This window comes from Pseudomonas sp. NFACC42-2, from assembly GCF_900116055.1.
GTDB lineage: Bacteria > Pseudomonadota > Gammaproteobacteria > Pseudomonadales > Pseudomonadaceae > Aquipseudomonas > Aquipseudomonas marginalis.
The window spans coordinates 123,519-140,246 of the sequence record NZ_FOZO01000006.1 but is presented as its reverse complement, the minus strand read 5'-3'; the positions used below and the strand labels follow the sequence as shown (position 1 = coordinate 140,246).

The 16,728-nt window shown below is 61.3% G+C and carries 13 protein-coding genes; 5 read left to right on the top strand and 8 right to left on the bottom strand.

The annotated features are described in order from the left end of the window. The first annotated feature begins 69 nt into the window (after positions 1-69). Both BM416_RS14570 and BM416_RS14565 read left to right on the top strand, forming a co-directional pair. Positions 70-426 (top strand): hypothetical protein, encoded by a 357-nt coding sequence (locus tag BM416_RS14570; RefSeq protein WP_065938304.1) that lies wholly within the window; start codon positions 70-72, stop codon positions 424-426. A 70-nt stretch (positions 427-496) separates the two neighbouring features. Then, positions 497-994, top strand: coding sequence for a GreA/GreB family elongation factor (locus tag BM416_RS14565; protein ID WP_092488512.1), 498 nt, complete (start codon positions 497-499; stop codon positions 992-994). Here BM416_RS14565 and gdhA read toward each other — a convergent pair. Continuing rightward, positions 991-2,328 carry an NADP-specific glutamate dehydrogenase gene (gene gdhA / locus BM416_RS14560; RefSeq protein WP_092488511.1) on the bottom strand — a complete coding sequence of 446 codons (1,338 nt, stop codon included), beginning with the start codon at positions 2,326-2,328 and terminating at the stop codon, positions 991-993. The genes BM416_RS14565 and gdhA overlap by 4 nt on opposite strands. Positions 2,329-2,626: 298 nt before the next feature. Further along, positions 2,627-4,291, bottom strand: a complete 1,665-nt coding sequence (gene ettA, locus BM416_RS14555) for an energy-dependent translational throttle protein EttA (protein WP_027605320.1) — start codon at positions 4,289-4,291, stop codon at positions 2,627-2,629. Between the two features lie 285 nt (positions 4,292-4,576). On the opposite strand from ettA, the gene BM416_RS14550 reads away from it, so the two are divergent. Next, entirely contained in the window at positions 4,577-8,428 is a 3,852-nt protein-coding gene (locus BM416_RS14550; protein WP_092488510.1) for a bifunctional diguanylate cyclase/phosphodiesterase, read from the top strand. A gap of 230 nt (positions 8,429-8,658) precedes the next feature. Beyond that, a complete protein-coding gene (gene glyA, locus BM416_RS14545) occupies positions 8,659-9,912 on the top strand; it encodes a serine hydroxymethyltransferase (protein ID WP_017528864.1) in 1,254 nt (417 codons plus the stop codon). A gap of 185 nt (positions 9,913-10,097) precedes the next feature. On the opposite strand, the gene yjiA is transcribed toward glyA, so the two are convergent. The 3 genes from yjiA to BM416_RS14530 all read right to left on the bottom strand — a co-directional run bounded on the left by yjiA (position 10,098) and on the right by BM416_RS14530 (position 13,473). Then, a complete protein-coding gene (yjiA, locus tag BM416_RS14540; RefSeq protein ID WP_092488509.1) occupies positions 10,098-11,057 on the bottom strand; it encodes a GTPase in 960 nt (319 codons plus the stop codon). Between the two features lie 136 nt (positions 11,058-11,193). Beyond that, on the bottom strand, positions 11,194-11,391 hold the full coding sequence (locus tag BM416_RS14535; protein WP_003176208.1) for a YbdD/YjiX family protein: 198 nt from the start codon (positions 11,389-11,391) through the stop codon (positions 11,194-11,196). Positions 11,392-11,406: 15 nt separating this feature from the next. Then, positions 11,407-13,473: a carbon starvation CstA family protein gene (locus BM416_RS14530; RefSeq protein WP_065938308.1), complete on the bottom strand. Its 2,067-nt coding sequence runs from the start codon at positions 13,471-13,473 to the stop codon at positions 11,407-11,409. Positions 13,474-13,647: 174 nt separating this feature from the next. Between BM416_RS14530 and BM416_RS14525 the strand changes: the two genes are divergently transcribed. Continuing rightward, entirely contained in the window at positions 13,648-14,016 is a 369-nt protein-coding gene (locus tag BM416_RS14525) for a PilZ domain-containing protein (RefSeq protein ID WP_092488508.1), read from the top strand. A gap of 4 nt (positions 14,017-14,020) precedes the next feature. Here BM416_RS14525 and BM416_RS14520 read toward each other — a convergent pair whose 3' ends face one another. The 3 genes from BM416_RS14520 to BM416_RS14510 are packed head-to-tail and all read right to left on the bottom strand — an operon-like array spanning position 14,021 to position 16,705. Then, on the bottom strand, positions 14,021-14,746 hold the full coding sequence (locus tag BM416_RS14520; RefSeq protein ID WP_092488569.1) for a hypothetical protein: 726 nt from the start codon (positions 14,744-14,746) through the stop codon (positions 14,021-14,023). 16 nt (positions 14,747-14,762) lie between these two features. Beyond that, positions 14,763-16,130: a DNA repair protein RadA gene (gene radA, locus BM416_RS14515; protein WP_024077502.1), complete on the bottom strand. Its 1,368-nt coding sequence runs from the start codon at positions 16,128-16,130 to the stop codon at positions 14,763-14,765. A gap of 35 nt (positions 16,131-16,165) precedes the next feature. Next, a complete protein-coding gene (locus BM416_RS14510) occupies positions 16,166-16,705 on the bottom strand; it encodes an ankyrin repeat domain-containing protein (RefSeq protein WP_092488507.1) in 540 nt (179 codons plus the stop codon). Between the last annotated feature and the right edge of the window lie 23 nt (positions 16,706-16,728).

Sequence of the window (16,728 nt, the reverse complement as noted above, 5' to 3'; positions counted from 1 at the left end):
TTCACACCTCCCCGACAAATCCCTATCTAGACTTCTCCTATCAGCCGTGAAACGGCCAGGGAGCAAGCAATGTGGCGGTATGCAGTAATGCTGTGTGCGGTGGTGTGGCTATCAGGTTGCCAGTCAACCCATCAGGAATTGCTGGCTCGGGGCTATCCGCCCGCCTTTGCCGATGGTTTTGACGATGGGTGCAGCAGCGGCCGCCAGGCGGCGGGGGTGATCACCGGGGTGTTTCGCAAAAACGTGCCGCGTTACCTGAAAGACCGGGTCTACGCCGAAGGCTGGGAGGATGGTTTTCGCCAGTGCAAGGCCATGCGTGAGAACGAGGAGCTGCGCGACTACAAGGACAATCACTGGGATGACCGTGAACGCGCCTGGCAACAGGAGAAGAACCGAGATGCTGCGCGGGCCTATCGCTCGCAATAGGTCGCTTTCAGACATCCATCGAAACTAAAGCGCGGTGAACATGGCCCAAGCTCCATAGAGGGAGAACGTCATGAGCCGAGCTTTTGTAAATGAGGACAACGCCGCCGCCCAGGCCGATCAGCCGGTGGAGCGCCAGGTCAGTGAGCAGCCCAATCGCCTGACCGCGCAAGGGTTGGCGCAATTGCAGGCCAAGGTTACGCAGCTACAGGCCGCGCACAGCACCGAGTCCGCCAAGGGCGAACAGGCCGATAAGCAGCGCCAGGCCGACCTTGAGCGGGATTTGCGCTACTTCAACCAGCGCGTGCAAAGCGCCCAGGTGGTGGCGCCCGCTACGTCTACCGACAAGGTGCAGATCGGCAGCTGGGTGACGTTCGCCAATGAGCATGACGAGCAGCAGCGCATTCAATTGGTCGGGGAAGACCAGGCCGACGCCAGCGCCGGCCTGATCAACTGGGGCTCGCCCCTGGGCCGTGCCTTGCTGGGCGCCCAGGTGGGTGACGAGGTGCTGTGGAAGCGCCCCGTCGGCGACCAGTTGATCGAGGTGCTGCGCATCGAGGCCGAGGCTTAGACGATGCCCTGGGCCAGCATCGCGTCGGCAACCTTGACAAAGCCCGCAATGTTCGCGCCCTTCACGTAGTTGATCCGACCGTTCTCTTCGCCGTAGTGCACACAGGCATGGTGGATCGACTGCATGATGTTGTGCAGCTTGCTGTCCACTTCACCGGCGGTCCACAGCAGGCGCATGGCGTTCTGCGACATCTCCAGGCCGCTCACGGCGACGCCGCCGGCATTCGATGCCTTGCCCGGCGCAAACAGGATGCCCGCCTCGATAAAGATATCCACAGCCTCAAGGGTGGTCGGCATGTTGGCGCCTTCGGCCACGCAGATGCAGCCGTTGCGCAGCAGCGTGCGGGCCGCTTCGGCGTCGAGTTCGTTCTGGGTAGCGCATGGCAGGGCAATGTCGCAGGCCAGTTCCCAAGGGGTCTTACCGGCGCGGAATTCCAGGCCGTAACGGCCGGCCAGTTCGCTGATGCGCCCGCGCTGCACGTTTTTCAGCTCCAGCAGCGCCGACCATTGCTCCTCGGTCAAGCCGCTTTCGGCGTAGAGCGTGCCTTCGGAGTCGGACAGGGAAATCACCTTGCCGCCCAGGTCCATGACCTTGCGCGCCGCGTATTGGGCAACGTTGCCGGAGCCGGAGACCGCCACGCGCTTGCCTTCCACCCGCTGGCCGTCGCGCTTGAGCATTTCTTCGGCGAAGTACACACACCCGAACCCGGTGGCTTCCGGGCGGATCAGGCTGCCGCCGTAGGTCATGCCCTTGCCGGTGAGCACGGAGGTGAATTGGTTGCTCAGGCGCTTGTACTGGCCGAACAGGAAGCCAATCTCACGGGCGCCCACGCCGATGTCTCCGGCCGGCACGTCCACGTCTGCGCCGATATGGCGGTACAGCTCGCTCATGAACGCCTGGCAGAAGCGCATGACTTCGGCATCGCTCTTGCCTTTGGGATCAAAATCCGAGCCGCCTTTGCCGCCGCCCATGGGCAGCGAAGTCAGGGAATTCTTGAAGGTCTGCTCGAAGGCGAGGAATTTCAGCACCCCCAGGTTTACCGACGGGTGGAAACGCAGGCCGCCCTTGTAGGGGCCGATGGCGCTGTTCATCTGGATACGAAAGCCGCGGTTGACCTGGACCTTGCCGTGATCATCCACCCACGACACCCGAAAGGTAATCGCACGCTCCGGCTCGCAGATGCGCTCCAGGATGCCCGAGGCCAGGTAATGGGGATTGGCTTCAAGGAACGGCCACAGGCTGCGTAGGACTTCTTCTACGGCCTGGTGGAATTCCGGCTGGTCGGGGTCGCGTTTTTTCAGGCGGGCGAGGAAGGATTCGACGGATTCGATCATGAAAAGTCTCGGCAAATTGATTGTTTTTAAATGAGATTGAGCCGGACTTTATCAATTCATGTCGCACCGCGACAGGGCAAAATGTCGCTTTTGTGAATTTAAATGGTGCATTAGATATAAATAAACCCCGGAAAAAGGGATTTATCGCACTTAAAAGGGGATTAGCAAGGCAGGCTATGCACCAGTAGGGAAAAAGCTATCGGGGGCAAGCCCCCTCCCACATTTGATCGGTGTGGGTAAGGAAAAATGTACAAAAAAAACGGAGCCCGAGGGCTCCGTTTTTTTCACACCAGCCGGATCAGGCCAGTTTTTTGTGCCGTACACGGTGCGGCTGGGCAGCAGCTTCGCCCAGGCGCTTTTTACGGTCCGCTTCGTACTCGGTGTAGTTGCCTTCGAAGAACACCGCTTGCGAGTCGTCTTCGTACGCCAGGATATGGGTCGCGACGCGGTCAAGGAACCACCGATCGTGAGAGATCACAATGGCGGCGCCCGGGAAGTCCAGCAGGGCTTCTTCCAGGGAACGCAGGGTTTCAACGTCGAGGTCGTTGGACGGTTCGTCGAGCAGCAGGACGTTGCCGCCCTCTTTCAGGGTCAGGGCCAGGTGCAAGCGACCGCGCTCACCACCGGACAGGTCCTTGACGAACTTCTGCTGGTCGCCGCCTTTGAAGTTGAACCGGCCGACGTAGGTGCGCGACGGGATTTCATAGTTGCCGATGCGGATCTGGTCGGAACCGTCGGAAATTTGCTGGAACACAGTCTTGCTGCCATCCAGGTCTTCGCGGCTCTGGTCCACACAGGCCAGTTGCACGGTTTCGCCGATTTCGATGCTGCCCGAATCCGGCGTTTCCTTGCCCATCAGCATGCGGAACAGGGTGGATTTACCCGCACCGTTACCACCAATGACGCCGACGATCGCGCCTTTTGGCATGGAGAACGACAGGTTGTCGATCAGCACGCGGTCGCCATAGCCTTTGCACACGTTCTTGAACTCGATGACCTTGTCACCCAGGCGCGGACCGGCCGGAATGTAGATCTCGTTGGTTTCGCTGCGCTTCTGGAATTCCTGGGACTGCATTTCTTCGAAGCGTTGCAGACGTGCCTTGGATTTGGACTGGCGGGCCTTGGCGCCTTTGCGCACCCACTCCAGTTCTTCCTTCATGGCTTTTTCGTGGGCCGATTGCTGCTTGGATTCGGCGGCCAGACGGTCGGACTTGGCTTCCAGCCAACCGGAGTAGTTGCCCTCGTAAGGGATACCGGCGCCACGGTCGAGTTCGAGGATCCAGCCGGCAACGTTGTCGAGGAAGTAGCGGTCGTGCGTGATCGCAACCACGGTGCCGGGGAAATCGTGCAGGAAGTGCTCCAGCCAGGCGACGGAGTCGGCGTCCAGGTGGTTGGTCGGTTCGTCGAGCAGCAGCATGTCGGGCGCCGACAGCAGCAGGCGGCACAGGGCCACGCGACGTTTTTCACCACCGGACAGATGTTCGACCTTGGCGTCCCACGCCGGCAGGCGCAGCGCATCGGCGGCGACTTCCAGCTGGCGCTCCAGGTTGTGACCGTCGCCGGCCTGCAGGATGGCTTCGAGCTTGGCTTGTTCAGCGGCCAGCTTGTCGAAGTCGGCGTCCGGTTCGGCGTAGGCGGCGTAGACCTCGTCCAGGCGGGCCTGGGCGTCCTTGATCACGCTGACGGCTTCCTCGACCACTTCACGCACGGTCTTGGTCGGGTCCAGGATCGGCTCCTGGGGCAGGTAACCGATGTTCAGTTCCGGCATCGGGCGGGCTTCGCCTTCGAACTCGGTGTCGACGCCGGCCATGATTTTCAGCAGCGTGGACTTACCCGAACCGTTGAGGCCGAGCACGCCGATCTTGGCGCCGGGGAAGAAGGACAGCGAAATGTTTTTCAGGATTTCCCGCTTCGGAGGGACAACTTTTCCCAGCCTATGCATGGTGAAGACGTATTGAGCCATGGTGAACCTAGCGTCAGTGACTGATGAATTAAGCGGGCGAAGCCCGTGCCAGGCCATGCGCCGCGCGGGCCGTTGACTATCATCAATGCCAGCGAGCGGAAAAAGCCTGAATGTCTGGGGCTGGAACGCCCCCGCGTAACCGGCAAAGCTACCTGAATGCGCTTGGTCAGTCCAGCCAAGCGGGGCTGGCACTTTGCCACAAGTCAAGGCATGCTAGCCGCCCTTCGGGCGTCCGGCTTATAGTGCACGTCGCGCGCCAGTCCAGCCAAACCGCAGGATCACAGCTTGTCCAAAGTCACGCCGCCAACGCCCTTGCGCGCCGCTCATGTAGCGCCGGGAACGCCCCTGCACGGCACCCTCAAAGGCGCATTGGCGACGCTTGTCCTCCTGCTGCTCGCATTATTGTTCTGGCAACTGCTGGACCAGTTGCAGCAAAACCAGAAAAACCAACAGCAATACACCATCGACTACAGTGCCGACCTGGCTGAACAAATCAGCCTGAACATGGCCCTGAGCGCAAAAATTGCCCTGAACCTGCTACCGATGGTCGAGCCGCCGCGCGACATCGAACAACAGCAGGCCTTGACGCGCACGTTGCAGCGCTCGCTGCCGGAACTGCGCAGTATCGCCCTGCTGGCGCCCAGCGGCGCGATGATCAGCGACAGCGCCAATGACAGCCAGGACAGCGCCTGGCTGGAAGAGTTGGTGCAGCGCAGCCACGGCCAACCCTACTACCTGAGCAATAACAACGACGGCACCCTCATCTATCTGCTGCTGCACCAGCCCAGCGGCGGCTCAAGGATGTACTGGGCGCTGCGCCTGGCACCCGAGTACCTGGTCAACCTGACCCGCCAGGACAGCCAGGGCCAACGGCCGATGTGGGCCATCGAGAACCGCCTGAACCACCGTGTGGTCAGCCGTGACAGCGGCATGCCGGCGCAATGGGGCGACGCCCTGACCCCGGATGACCTGAATAAAAGCGTGCTGGTCACGCCCCTGAGCAAAAGCGACTGGCAATTGCGTGGGATGTTCGACCGCGCAGCCGTGCTGGAACAACTGCTGCCGGCGTTTATCGGTAAATGCCTGCTGGGCCTGGCCTTCTCGCTGATCCCCGTGATCGTGTTGCTGAATATGCGTCGCCGCCAGCGCCAGGTGCATGAAGGCCGGCGTCGGTATCAGGATATTTTCGAAGGCACCGGCGTCGCCCTGTGCGTACTTGACCTGTCGGGCCTGAATGCATTCTTTGGCAAGGTGCACTTGCAGACCCGCGAGCAACTGCACGCCTGGCTGCAAACCTCCCCCGAGGAATGCCGGCAGTTGCTCACCGAACTGCGCATCACCGAGATCAACCAGGTGGCGGTGAGCCTGCTCAGAGTGGGCTCCTGCGAGGAAGCATGGGAGCGGCTGATCGATGATTGCCCGCGCAACACCACGTCCATCGGACATCAGATACTTGAAGCGGTCCTGACCCAACAGAATCAGCTTGAGTTGGAAATCCAGCTCAAGGATGTGGCCGGCAACGAACAGTACCTTTGGATGGTGATGCGCCTGCCGGAACAGCAGGACGACTTCAAGGCGGTGATCCTCAGCATCAGCGACATCACCAGCCGCAAGCTGATCGAGCTGTCGCTGGTAGAACGCGAAAGCTTCTGGTCGGACGTGGTGCGTACCGTGCCCGACCACTTGTATGTGCAGGACGTGATCAGCCAGCGCATGATCTTCAGCAACCACCATCTGGGCCACACCCTCGGCTATATCAAGGCCGAACTGCAGCAAATGGGCGAGTATTTCTGGGAAATCCTGCTGCACCCCGAAGACGCCGAGCATTACCACGATTTGCGCCAGCAGCAACGCCAGGCCGGCTACGCGACGCAGTTGCACTGCCAGTTGCGCTTTCGCCATCGCAACAACCAATGGCGGCGCTTTGATATCCGCGAGCAGGCCCTGGCGCGGGACAAATCGGCGCAAGTCACGCGCATCATCGGTGTGGCCAAGGACATCACCGACCAGATCGAAGCCAGCGAGTCCCTGCGCGACAGCGAAAAGCGCTACCGCATGCTGGCCGAAAGCATCAGCGACGTGATCTGCTCCACCGACAGCCAACTGGCCCTCAACTACATCAGCCCGTCGGTCAACGCCGTGCTGGGTTACGACGTGGACTGGGTATTCAAGAACGGCTGGCAGTCGATCATCGCCAACCCGCAGCAACTGACCGGCATCTATAGCTTGCTGGAACAGGTCAGCCGGGCGCTGGGCGATCCCGACGCGCTGAACAGGCTCCGCGATCAAGTGCAGACCCAATTGTTCCTGTTCGACTGCCTGCGCGCCGACGGCCGCAAGGTGCCGATCGAGCTGCGCCTGGTGCTGGTGTGGGATGAGCACGGCGCCTTCGAAGGTGTCCTCGGCGTGGGCCGCGATATCAGCCAGCAACGCCGCGCGGAAAAAGACCTGCGCATGGCCGCCACCGTATTCGAACACTCCACGTCGGCGATCCTGATCACCGACCCGGCCGGTTATATCGTGCAGGCCAACGAGGCGTTCAGCCGGGTCAGCGGTTATGCAGTGAGTGACGTACTCGACCAGTTGCCGAACATGCTCACCGTCGACGAACAACAGGAAGCCCACCTGCGCTACGTGCTCAAGCAATTGCACCAGCACAGCACCTGGGAAGGCGAAGTGTGGCTCAAGCGCCGTAACGGCGAGCACTACCCGGCCTGGGTCGGCATTACGGCGGTGTTCGACGACGAAGGCGACCTGGCCAGTTACGTGTGTTTCTTCAGTGATATCAGCGAACGCAAGGCCAGCGAACAGCGCATCCACCGCCTGGCCTACTACGACGCCCTGACCCACCTGCCCAACCGCACGCTGTTCCAGGACCGCCTGCACACCGCGCTGCAATCAGCCGAACGGCAGAAGTCGTGGGTGGTGCTGATGTTCCTTGACCTCGACCGTTTCAAGCCGATCAACGACTCCCTGGGCCACGCGGCCGGCGACCGCATGCTCAAGGAAATGGCGACCCGCCTGCTCGGCTGCGTGGCCGAAGACGATACCGTGGCACGCATGGGCGGCGACGAGTTCACGTTGCTGCTGCAACCACGGGTCAACCGCGAAATGGCGCTGAACCGCGCGATCCATGTGGCCGAGCAGATCCTCGCCAGCCTGGTGAAGCCCTTCGTGCTGGAGGGTCGCGAGTTCTTTGTGACCGCCAGTATCGGTATCGCACTCAGCCCCCAGGACGGCAACGAGCTGAGCCAGTTGATGAAAAACGCCGACACCGCGATGTATCACGCCAAGGAACGCGGCAAGAACAACTTCCAGTTCTACCAGGCCGATATGAACGCCAGCGCCCTGGAACGCCTGGAACTGGAGAGCGACCTGCGCCACGCCCTGGAGCAGGACGAATTCGTGCTCTATTACCAGCCGCAGTTCAGCGGCGACGGCAAACGCCTGACCGGCGCCGAGGCGTTGCTGCGCTGGCGCCACCCACGCCGTGGACTGGTGCCGCCGGGGGACTTCATTCCGGTGCTCGAAGAGCTGGGCCTGGTGGTGGACGTGGGCGACTGGGTGATCAGCGAAGCCTGTCGCCAGCTCAAGACCTGGCACCAGAACAAGGTGCGGGTGCCGAAAGTCTCGGTGAACATCTCTGCGCGGCAGTTCTCCGACGGCCAACTGGGCACGCGCATCGCCACCATCCTCAAGGACACCGGCCTGCCGCCGGCGTGCCTGGAGCTGGAGCTGACCGAAAGTATCCTGATGCGCGAAGTCAACGAAGCCATGCACATCCTCGACAGCCTGAAAAACCTGGGCCTGAGCATCGCGGTGGACGACTTCGGCACCGGTTATTCGTCCCTCAACTACCTCAAGCAATTCCCCATCGACGTGCTGAAAATCGACCGCACCTTCGTCGATGGCCTGCCCTCCGGAGAACAGGATGCGCAAATCGCCCGCGCCATTATCGCCATGGCCCACAGCCTCAACCTGGCGGTGATTGCCGAAGGTGTGGAAACCCATGAGCAACTGGACTTCCTGCGCGAGCATGGTTGCGACGAGGTGCAGGGGTATCTGTTCGGGCGGCCGATGCCGGCACATCGGTTCGAGGCGCAGTTCAGCAATGATGCGCTGTTCATGTTCGACTGAGATTTTGTGGTGAAGCCACTGGCCTCATCGGGGGCAAGCCCCCTCCCACATTTGAATGTATTCACAAGTCAAAAGGTGGGAGGGGGCTTGCCCCCGATGAGGCCGGCACAGTCACCACCCATCCCGAGATGAGCCCCGCTTGTCCGCGACATGATGTCCTTTCATATGCCATCTAAAACCCATTGGGTTAGAATGCCCTCCTTTTCTGCCCCCGATCCTTGAGGACCGCCATGTTCAGCCGTGATTTGACTATTGCCAAGTACGACGCCGATCTCTTCGCCGCCATGGAGCAAGAAGCCGTGCGCCAGGAAGAGCACATTGAGCTGATCGCTTCGGAAAACTACACCAGCCCTGCGGTGATGGAGGCTCAAGGTTCGGTTCTGACCAACAAGTACGCCGAAGGTTACCCAGGCAAGCGCTACTACGGTGGCTGCGAGTACGTCGACGTGGTTGAGCAACTGGCCATCGACCGTGCAAAAGAACTGTTCGGCGCCGATTACGCCAACGTCCAGCCACACGCCGGCTCCCAAGCCAACAGCGCCGTGTACCTGGCCCTGCTGCAAGGCGGCGACACCATCCTGGGCATGAGCCTGGCCCACGGTGGTCACCTGACCCATGGCGCCAGCGTTTCCTCCTCCGGCAAGCTGTACAACGCTGTTCAATACGGTATCGATGCCAACGGCCTGATCGACTACGACGAAGTCGAGCGCCTGGCGGTCGAGCACAAGCCAAAAATGATCGTGGCCGGTTTCTCTGCCTACTCGCAGATCCTCGACTTCCCACGCTTCCGCGCCATCGCCGACAAGGTGGGCGCCTACCTGTTCGTCGACATGGCTCACGTAGCCGGTCTGGTCGCCGCTGGCGTCTACCCGAACCCTGTGCCTTTCGCTGACGTGGTGACCACCACTACCCACAAGACCCTGCGCGGTCCACGTGGCGGCCTGATCCTGGCACGCGCCAACGCCGAGATCGAGAAGAAGCTGAACTCCGCCGTATTCCCGGGCGCCCAGGGCGGCCCACTGGAGCACGTAATCGCTGCCAAGGCGATCTGCTTCAAGGAAGCCCTGCAGCCTGAGTTCAAGACCTACCAGCAACAAGTGGTGAAAAACGCCAAGGCCATGGCCGGCGTGTTCATCGAGCGCGGTTTTGACGTGGTGTCCGGCGGTACTGAAAACCACCTGTTCCTGCTGTCGCTGATCAAGCAGGACATTTCCGGTAAAGATGCTGACGCCGCCCTGGGCAAAGCCTTCATCACCGTGAACAAAAACTCCGTACCGAACGACCCACGTTCGCCGTTCGTCACCTCCGGCCTGCGCTTCGGCACCCCGGCTGTGACCACTCGTGGCTTCAAGGAAGCAGAGTGCAAGGAACTGGCCGGCTGGATCTGCGACATCCTGGCGGACCTGAACAACGAAGCCGTGATCGACGCGGTACGTGAGAAGGTCAAGGCCATCTGCAAGAAGCTGCCGGTATACGGCGCTTGATTGCAGTTGCTTGACTAAGAAGCCCGGCTCTTGAGCCGGGCTTTTTTATGCCAATTGTCCAGTTTGAAATGCGCCCAAGTGTGGGAGGGGGCTTGCCCCCGATAGCAGTGTGTCAGTCACATATAGGTTTACTGACCCGCCGCCATCGGGAGCAAGCCCCCTCCCACAGTTGACTGCATCACACGTCAGGGTTGGTAGACTTTGGCAAAGCCTTCGCGGATTTTGTCCTCCGGCAACTCATCGGCAATAAACACGATCACACTCTCCCGCCCTTCACCCTCGGCCCACTCGGTATCCCAGTCGAAACCATAGAGCTTGAGCACGCCCTGGAACACCATGCGGCGGTCTTCGCCGGCAATATTGAGCACGCCCTTGTAGCGCAGCAGCTGCTTGCCATGGTCTTCCAGCAGTTCGTTCATGAACTCACTGAGACGGTCGATATCCAGCGGCTGGTCGGTGCGCAGCACCAGGCTGGATATACGGTCGATGGACGGCGCCTTGCTCACCGGGCGCAGGCTCATGCCGGCGTTGAGATTAAAGCCGCGCACATCGAGCAGTTCGGCCAGGTCAATCTTGCCGTGCTCGACCACGCGAATCGGCGCGCGGCGGTTGATGCGTGTGAGGCGTTCACTGAGTGCCTCGAAGGCAGCGTCGTCCACCAGGTCACGCTTGCTCACCAGCAGCCGGTCGGCGAAACCGATCTGCGCCTGGGCGATGGTCTGGGTCAGGTGGTGCTCGGCGTGGGCGGCGTCCACCAGGGTGATGATGCCGTCGAGGATGTAGCGTTCGCGCAGTTCTTCATCGATGAAAAAGGTCTGGGCCACCGGCGCCGGGTCGGCCAGGCCGGTGCACTCGATCACCAGGCGGTCAAAGGCGATCTCACCGCTGTCCAGGCGCTCGAGCAGCAGATACAGGGCCTTGGTCAGGTCGGTGTGGATGGTGCAGCACACGCAGCCGTTGGACAGGGTCATGACTTGCACCGGTTCTTCGCCCAGCAATTGGGTGTCGATACCGGCGTCGCTGAATTCGTTTTCGATCACGGCAATTTTCAGCCCGTGCTCTGCCTTGAGCAGATGGCGCAGCAAGGTGGTCTTGCCCGCGCCGAGGAAGCCGCTGAGAACCGTGACTGGAATGGGAGAGGACAAAAGAAATTCTCCTTAAAGGAACACAGAAACAAATGTGGGAGGGGGCTTGCCCCCGATAGCAGTGTGTCAGGCACTGATCTGTCACTGACACGCCGCTATCGGGGGCAAGCCCCCTCCCACAGGGAGTTGCGTTAAATCAACAGCACTTGGGGCCACCCTTGCCGCCGTATCGGGCTTCCTGGCGTTCCCGGAAGAACGCCTTGTAGTCCATCATCGGCTTGTCCGGGTGCTTGGTTTGCATATGCTCGACGTACGTGTCGTAGTCGGGCATGCCGACCATCAGGCGCGCGGCCTGACCGAGGTATTTACCGAGGCGACTGATGTCATTGAACATGGTTGCAATCCTCGATTATGCGTCCGGTACTGCCTGGAACGGGGCTTCTTTATCCGTACGCTCTTTGTTGCCCCAGGCGGCGACGCCGACCTTGAGCGCATAGAACAGGATGCTGAACACCACGAACAGGAACAGCACAGTCAGCGTTGCGTTGGTGTAGGCGTTCCAGATCACGTGCTGCATCTGGTCCACGCTCTTGGCCGGGGCCAGGATCTGGCCGTTTGCCAGGGCATCACTGTACTTCTTCGCCAGCGACAGGAAGCCGATCGCCGGGTTGGCGTCGAACAACTTGATGAAGCCCGCGGTGGTGGTGCAGATCAGCAGCCAGACCGCCGGCAGCATGGTCACCCAGATGTAGCGCTGGCGCTTCATTTTGATCAGCACAACGGTGGCGAGCATCAGCGCGATACCGGCCAGCATCTGGTTGGAGATACCGAACAGCGGCCACAAGGTGTTGATGCCGCCCAGCGGGTCGATCACGCCCTGGTACAGCAGGTAACCCCACATGGCGACGCAACCGGCGGTCGCGATCAGGTTGGCGGTCCAGGACTCGGTGCGCTTGAGCGCCGGTACGAAGGAGCCGAGCAAATCCTGAAGCATGAAGCGACCGGCACGGGTGCCCGCATCGACGGCAGTCAGGATAAACAGCGCTTCGAACAGGATCGCAAAGTGGTACCAGAACGCCATGGTGTTTTCACCCGGCAGCACACTGTGCAGGATCTGCGCGATACCCACCGCCAACGTCGGCGCACCACCGGCACGCGCGAGGATGGTGGTTTCACCGATGTCATGGGCCACGGCCGACAGCGCCTCGGGGGTAATTGCAAACCCCCAGCTGCTGACGGTTTGTGCCACGGTCACCACGTCGGTGCCGACGATTGCCGCCGGGCTGTTCATGGCGAAGTACACGCCTGGCTCGATCACCGAAGCGGCGACCATCGCCATGATCGCCACGAAGGACTCCATCAGCATGCCGCCGTAACCGATGTAACGGGCGTGGCTTTCGCTGGCCAGCAGCTTGGGCGTGGTGCCCGAGGAAATCAGCGCGTGGAAGCCCGAGACCGCGCCACAGGCAATGGTGATGAATAGGAACGGGAACAGGCCGCCCTTCCATACCGGGCCGGTACCGTCGATGAACTGGGTCAGCGCCGGCATTTTCAGGTCGGGCATGGTCACCAGGATGCCAATCGCCAGGGCGATGATGGTGCCGATTTTCAAGAAGGTAGAAAGGTAGTCACGTGGCGCGAGGATCAGCCACACCGGCAGTACCGCGGCCACGAAACCGTAGCCGATCAGCATCCAGGTGATCTGGATCCCGGTGAACGTGAAGGCCTTGGCCCAGACCGGATCAGCGGCAATCTGCCCGCCCAGCCAGATCGAACCGAGCAGCAACAGCACGCCGATGATGGAGATTTCACCGATACGGCCCGGGCGGATGTAGCGCATGTAGATGCCCATGAACATCGCAATCGGGATGGTCGCCATCACCGTGAAGATGCCCCATGGGCTCTCGGCCAGGGCCTTGACCACGATCAGCGCCAGCACCGCAAGGATGATGATCATGATCAGGAAGCAGCCGAACAGCGCGATGGTCCCCGGGATACGCCCCATCTCTTCGCGAACCATGTCGCCCAGGGAACGGCCGTTGCGACGCGTGGACAGGAACAGGACCATGAAGTCCTGCACCGCACCGGCCAGCACCACGCCGGCAATCAGCCAGAGCGTGCCGGGCAGGTAGCCCATTTGCGCCGCCAGTACCGGGCCGACCAGGGGGCCTGCACCGGCAATCGCCGCAAAGTGGTGACCGAAAAGGATGTGTTTGTTGGTCGGCACATAGTCCAGACCGTCATTGTTGAGCACTGCGGGGGTGGCCCGCCGTGGATCGAGTTGCATCACATTATTAGCGATGAACAGGCTGTAGTAGCGATAAGCGACCAGATAGATGGCCACGGCAGCGACCACGATCCACAGGGCGTTGATCGCCTCGCCTCGGCGCAAGGCCACTACGCCCAGGGCGCACGCTCCTACGATTGCCAGCACCAGCCAGGGTAGGTGGCGTAGCAGGCTATTATTATTTTTCATTTTTATATTCCAGCCAGGGTGGACAGAAAGGACAGCCATCCGGAGTTTAGCGCTACTGGCCTTAAAGGCCACCCCCCTACGTTGGTCTAGAGCCTTGCAGAGGCAAAAAAAGCAGAAAAACCCACCCGATGATGGCGCAGGGCTACAATCCTTTTATCCACAGAGGGTTTCACCATGACCGAGCAAGCGTCTGATCGCCGCCGTTTTCGCCGGATCGCCTTTGATGCCAAGACCGAACTTCGGCAAACCGGCCAGGAGTGGCCCGTGCAATTGGTGGATTTGTCGCTGAAGGGCTTGCTGGTGCAAAAGCCCGACCCCTGGAAGGGGAATAAAGCCCTGCCGTTCGACGTCGACATACGCCTGGACCCCAAGGCTCATATAAAGATGCGAGTGCATCTGACCCACGAAGCGGATGGCCAGCTGGGATTTGTGTGCACAGACATCGACCTGGACTCGATCAGCCACTTGCGGCGGCTGATCGAGTTGAACCTGGGCGACCAGGAAGAGCTGGAGCGGGAGCTGGGCGCGTTGCTGGAGGTGTAACGGCTCAGGGAAACGCCGTACGTGCGGGAAATTCGCTTTCCATGTCCCAGTAGCCCTTCTTCTGACTTGAGGCGCCGTGCCACTGCCCGTCGACAAACCGATAAGTCAGATAACGGGTGGCAAAGTCATCCTCACCGTCGCCGTCCATAAATGACGACACCTGCAGCAGTTCGTCCGCGCCGCCACTGGTTGGCGTTACGATCTTCCACGCCGCCTTGCCCGTATGCGCCAGGGTCAACGCCTGGACTTTGCCGTCGGCGCCCTGGTAACCCAGCGGCTTGAGTTGCTGTTTGCCAGGCAACAACAGCTGCGTGGCAGGCCCGCTGTAGCTGCCCATGGGGGCGGTCTGGTCGATGGTCAAAAAATACACAGGTTCGGGCAGCCCTTTGAGCGGGGCTTTCTTGACCTGGGCCAAGGGGTAGCCGAGGTCTTCGTGGGCGATCACCTCACCCGTGGCCGAGACCAATCGCACCTGGGCGTCCAGCAGCGGGTTGTCGACCAGATCACCGGGCTCGTCGAACGAGTCTTCATCCAGCCCACTGCCCCAACTGTCCTTGTGCAGCTGGGCGCTGATGCGTTGGTCTTCGAGCACCTGCAACACACTGCCGTCCTGTGTCACCAGCGTTTGCGCCAGGCGATAACCCGTTGGCAGCTCAGCCCAGGCCATGGCGGGCAAGCCGGCCAAGGCGATAAACAGGACGACTACACCCCAGCGATTCGATCGTTGCATGGCGTCCATCCCTGAATTATTCGAAAAGTGCATCCAACGCCTGTTCCAGGCGCGTGACCCCAATCACCTGCAATCCAGGTGGCATTTCCTTCGGCGCATTGCCCTTGGGCACGATCGCGCGTTTGAAGCCGTGTTTGGCCGCCTCCTTCAAGCGTTCCTGGCCGCTCGGCACCGGACGCACTTCGCCGGACAGGCCCACTTCACCGAATACCAGCAGGTCGTGGGGCAATGGCCGGTTACGCAGGCTGGACATCACCGCCGCCATCAACGCCAGGTCGGACGCGGTTTCCAGCACCTTGACCCCGCCCACCACGTTAAGGAACACGTCCTGGTCATGGGTCGGGATCCCCCCATGGCGGTGCAGCACCGCCAACAGCATCGCCAGGCGGTTTTGATCCAGGCCCAGCGTGACGCGGCGTGGGTTGGCCAGATGGCTGTCATCCACCAGCGCCTGGACTTCCACCAGCATCGGCCGGGTACCTTCCCACGTCGCCATGACCACGCTGCCTGGGACTTCTTCCTGGGCGCGGGTCAGGAAAATCGCCGAGGGGTTGGAGACTTCCTTCAGCCCCCGGTCGGTCATGGCGAACACACCCAGTTCGTTCACCGCACCGAAGCGGTTCTTCACCGCCCGCAGCAAGCGCAAGCGGCCATCGGACTCGCCTTCGAAATACAGCACGGTATCGACCATATGCTCCAGCACCCGCGGCCCGGCCAGCGCGCCCTCTTTGGTCACATGGCCGACCAGGAAGATCGCCGTGCCGCTCTGCTTGGCGTAACGCACCAGCAACGCCGCACTCTCGCGCACCTGGGACACGCCGCCCGGCGCCGATTGCAGTTGTTCGGTGAAAATCGTCTGGATCGAGTCGATCACCATGACCTTGGGTTTTTCGATCCGGGCCGTGGCGATGATGCTTTCGATGCAGGTTTCGGTCATGACCCGCAGTTGGTCCTGGGGCAAGCCGAGGCGGCGGGCACGCATGGCCACCTGTTGCTGGGATTCTTCGCCGGTGACGTACAGCGCCGGCATGCGGCTGGCGATGCTGCACAGGGTTTGCAGCAGGATCGTCGACTTGCCGATGCCGGGGTCGCCGCCGATCAACACCACCGAACCATCCACCAGGCCGCCACCCAGGACCCGATCCAGCTCACCGGAGGCCGTCGAGAAACGCGGGATCTCTTCAACGCTGACTTCCGCCAAGGTCTTGATCTGCGCCTGCTGCCCGGTCCAGCCGGCGCGGCCGGTGGGGGCCGAGGCGCCGCCGCTTTCGATCATGGTTTCAGTCAGGGTATTCCACGCACCACACTCGGTGCATTGGCCGGCCCACTTGGGAAAGGTAGCGCCGCACTCCGTGCAGCCGTACATGCGCTTGGCCTTTGCCATTTGAAAACCTCCAACCGAAAAACCGCGATGATAGCTCAGCGCGACGCCGGGGTCCGGATTTCACCGCTGGCCAATCGTGAAGCACTGTTGCCGACCGGATCTTCGGCATTGAGATCGGCACCCTTGGCCTTGAGTTCGTCGAGCAACTCGAGGCGCTTGAACAGGCCGGCGTACATGGCGGCCGTCTGACCGGCACCGTTACGTTGGTCGGGGTTGCAGTCGCTGGCCAGCAGGCGCTGGGCAATGTTCAACTCACCCTTGAAGATCGCCCCCATCAACGCGGTGTTGCCGCGTTTGTCCTGCACACAGGCGTCGGCACCGGCGGCGAGCAAACGCTCCACATAAGCGCTTTCGCCGTGGTAGGCGGCGAGGATCAGCGCGGTGTAGCCCTTGTCGTCCTGGGTGTTGAGGGGGAAGCCGGCGTCGATGAAGGTGTTGAGCATGTCGAGGTCGCCACGGCGGGCGGCGTCGAAGTAATAGTCCTGGAGCTGCGCCTTGAGCGCGACCGGGTCGGGCGACTCGGCATGGGCGACAAAGGCCAGCATGGTCATCAGTAAACCGATAGAAATACGCATGGGTTCTCTCCTGCCAGAGGTCG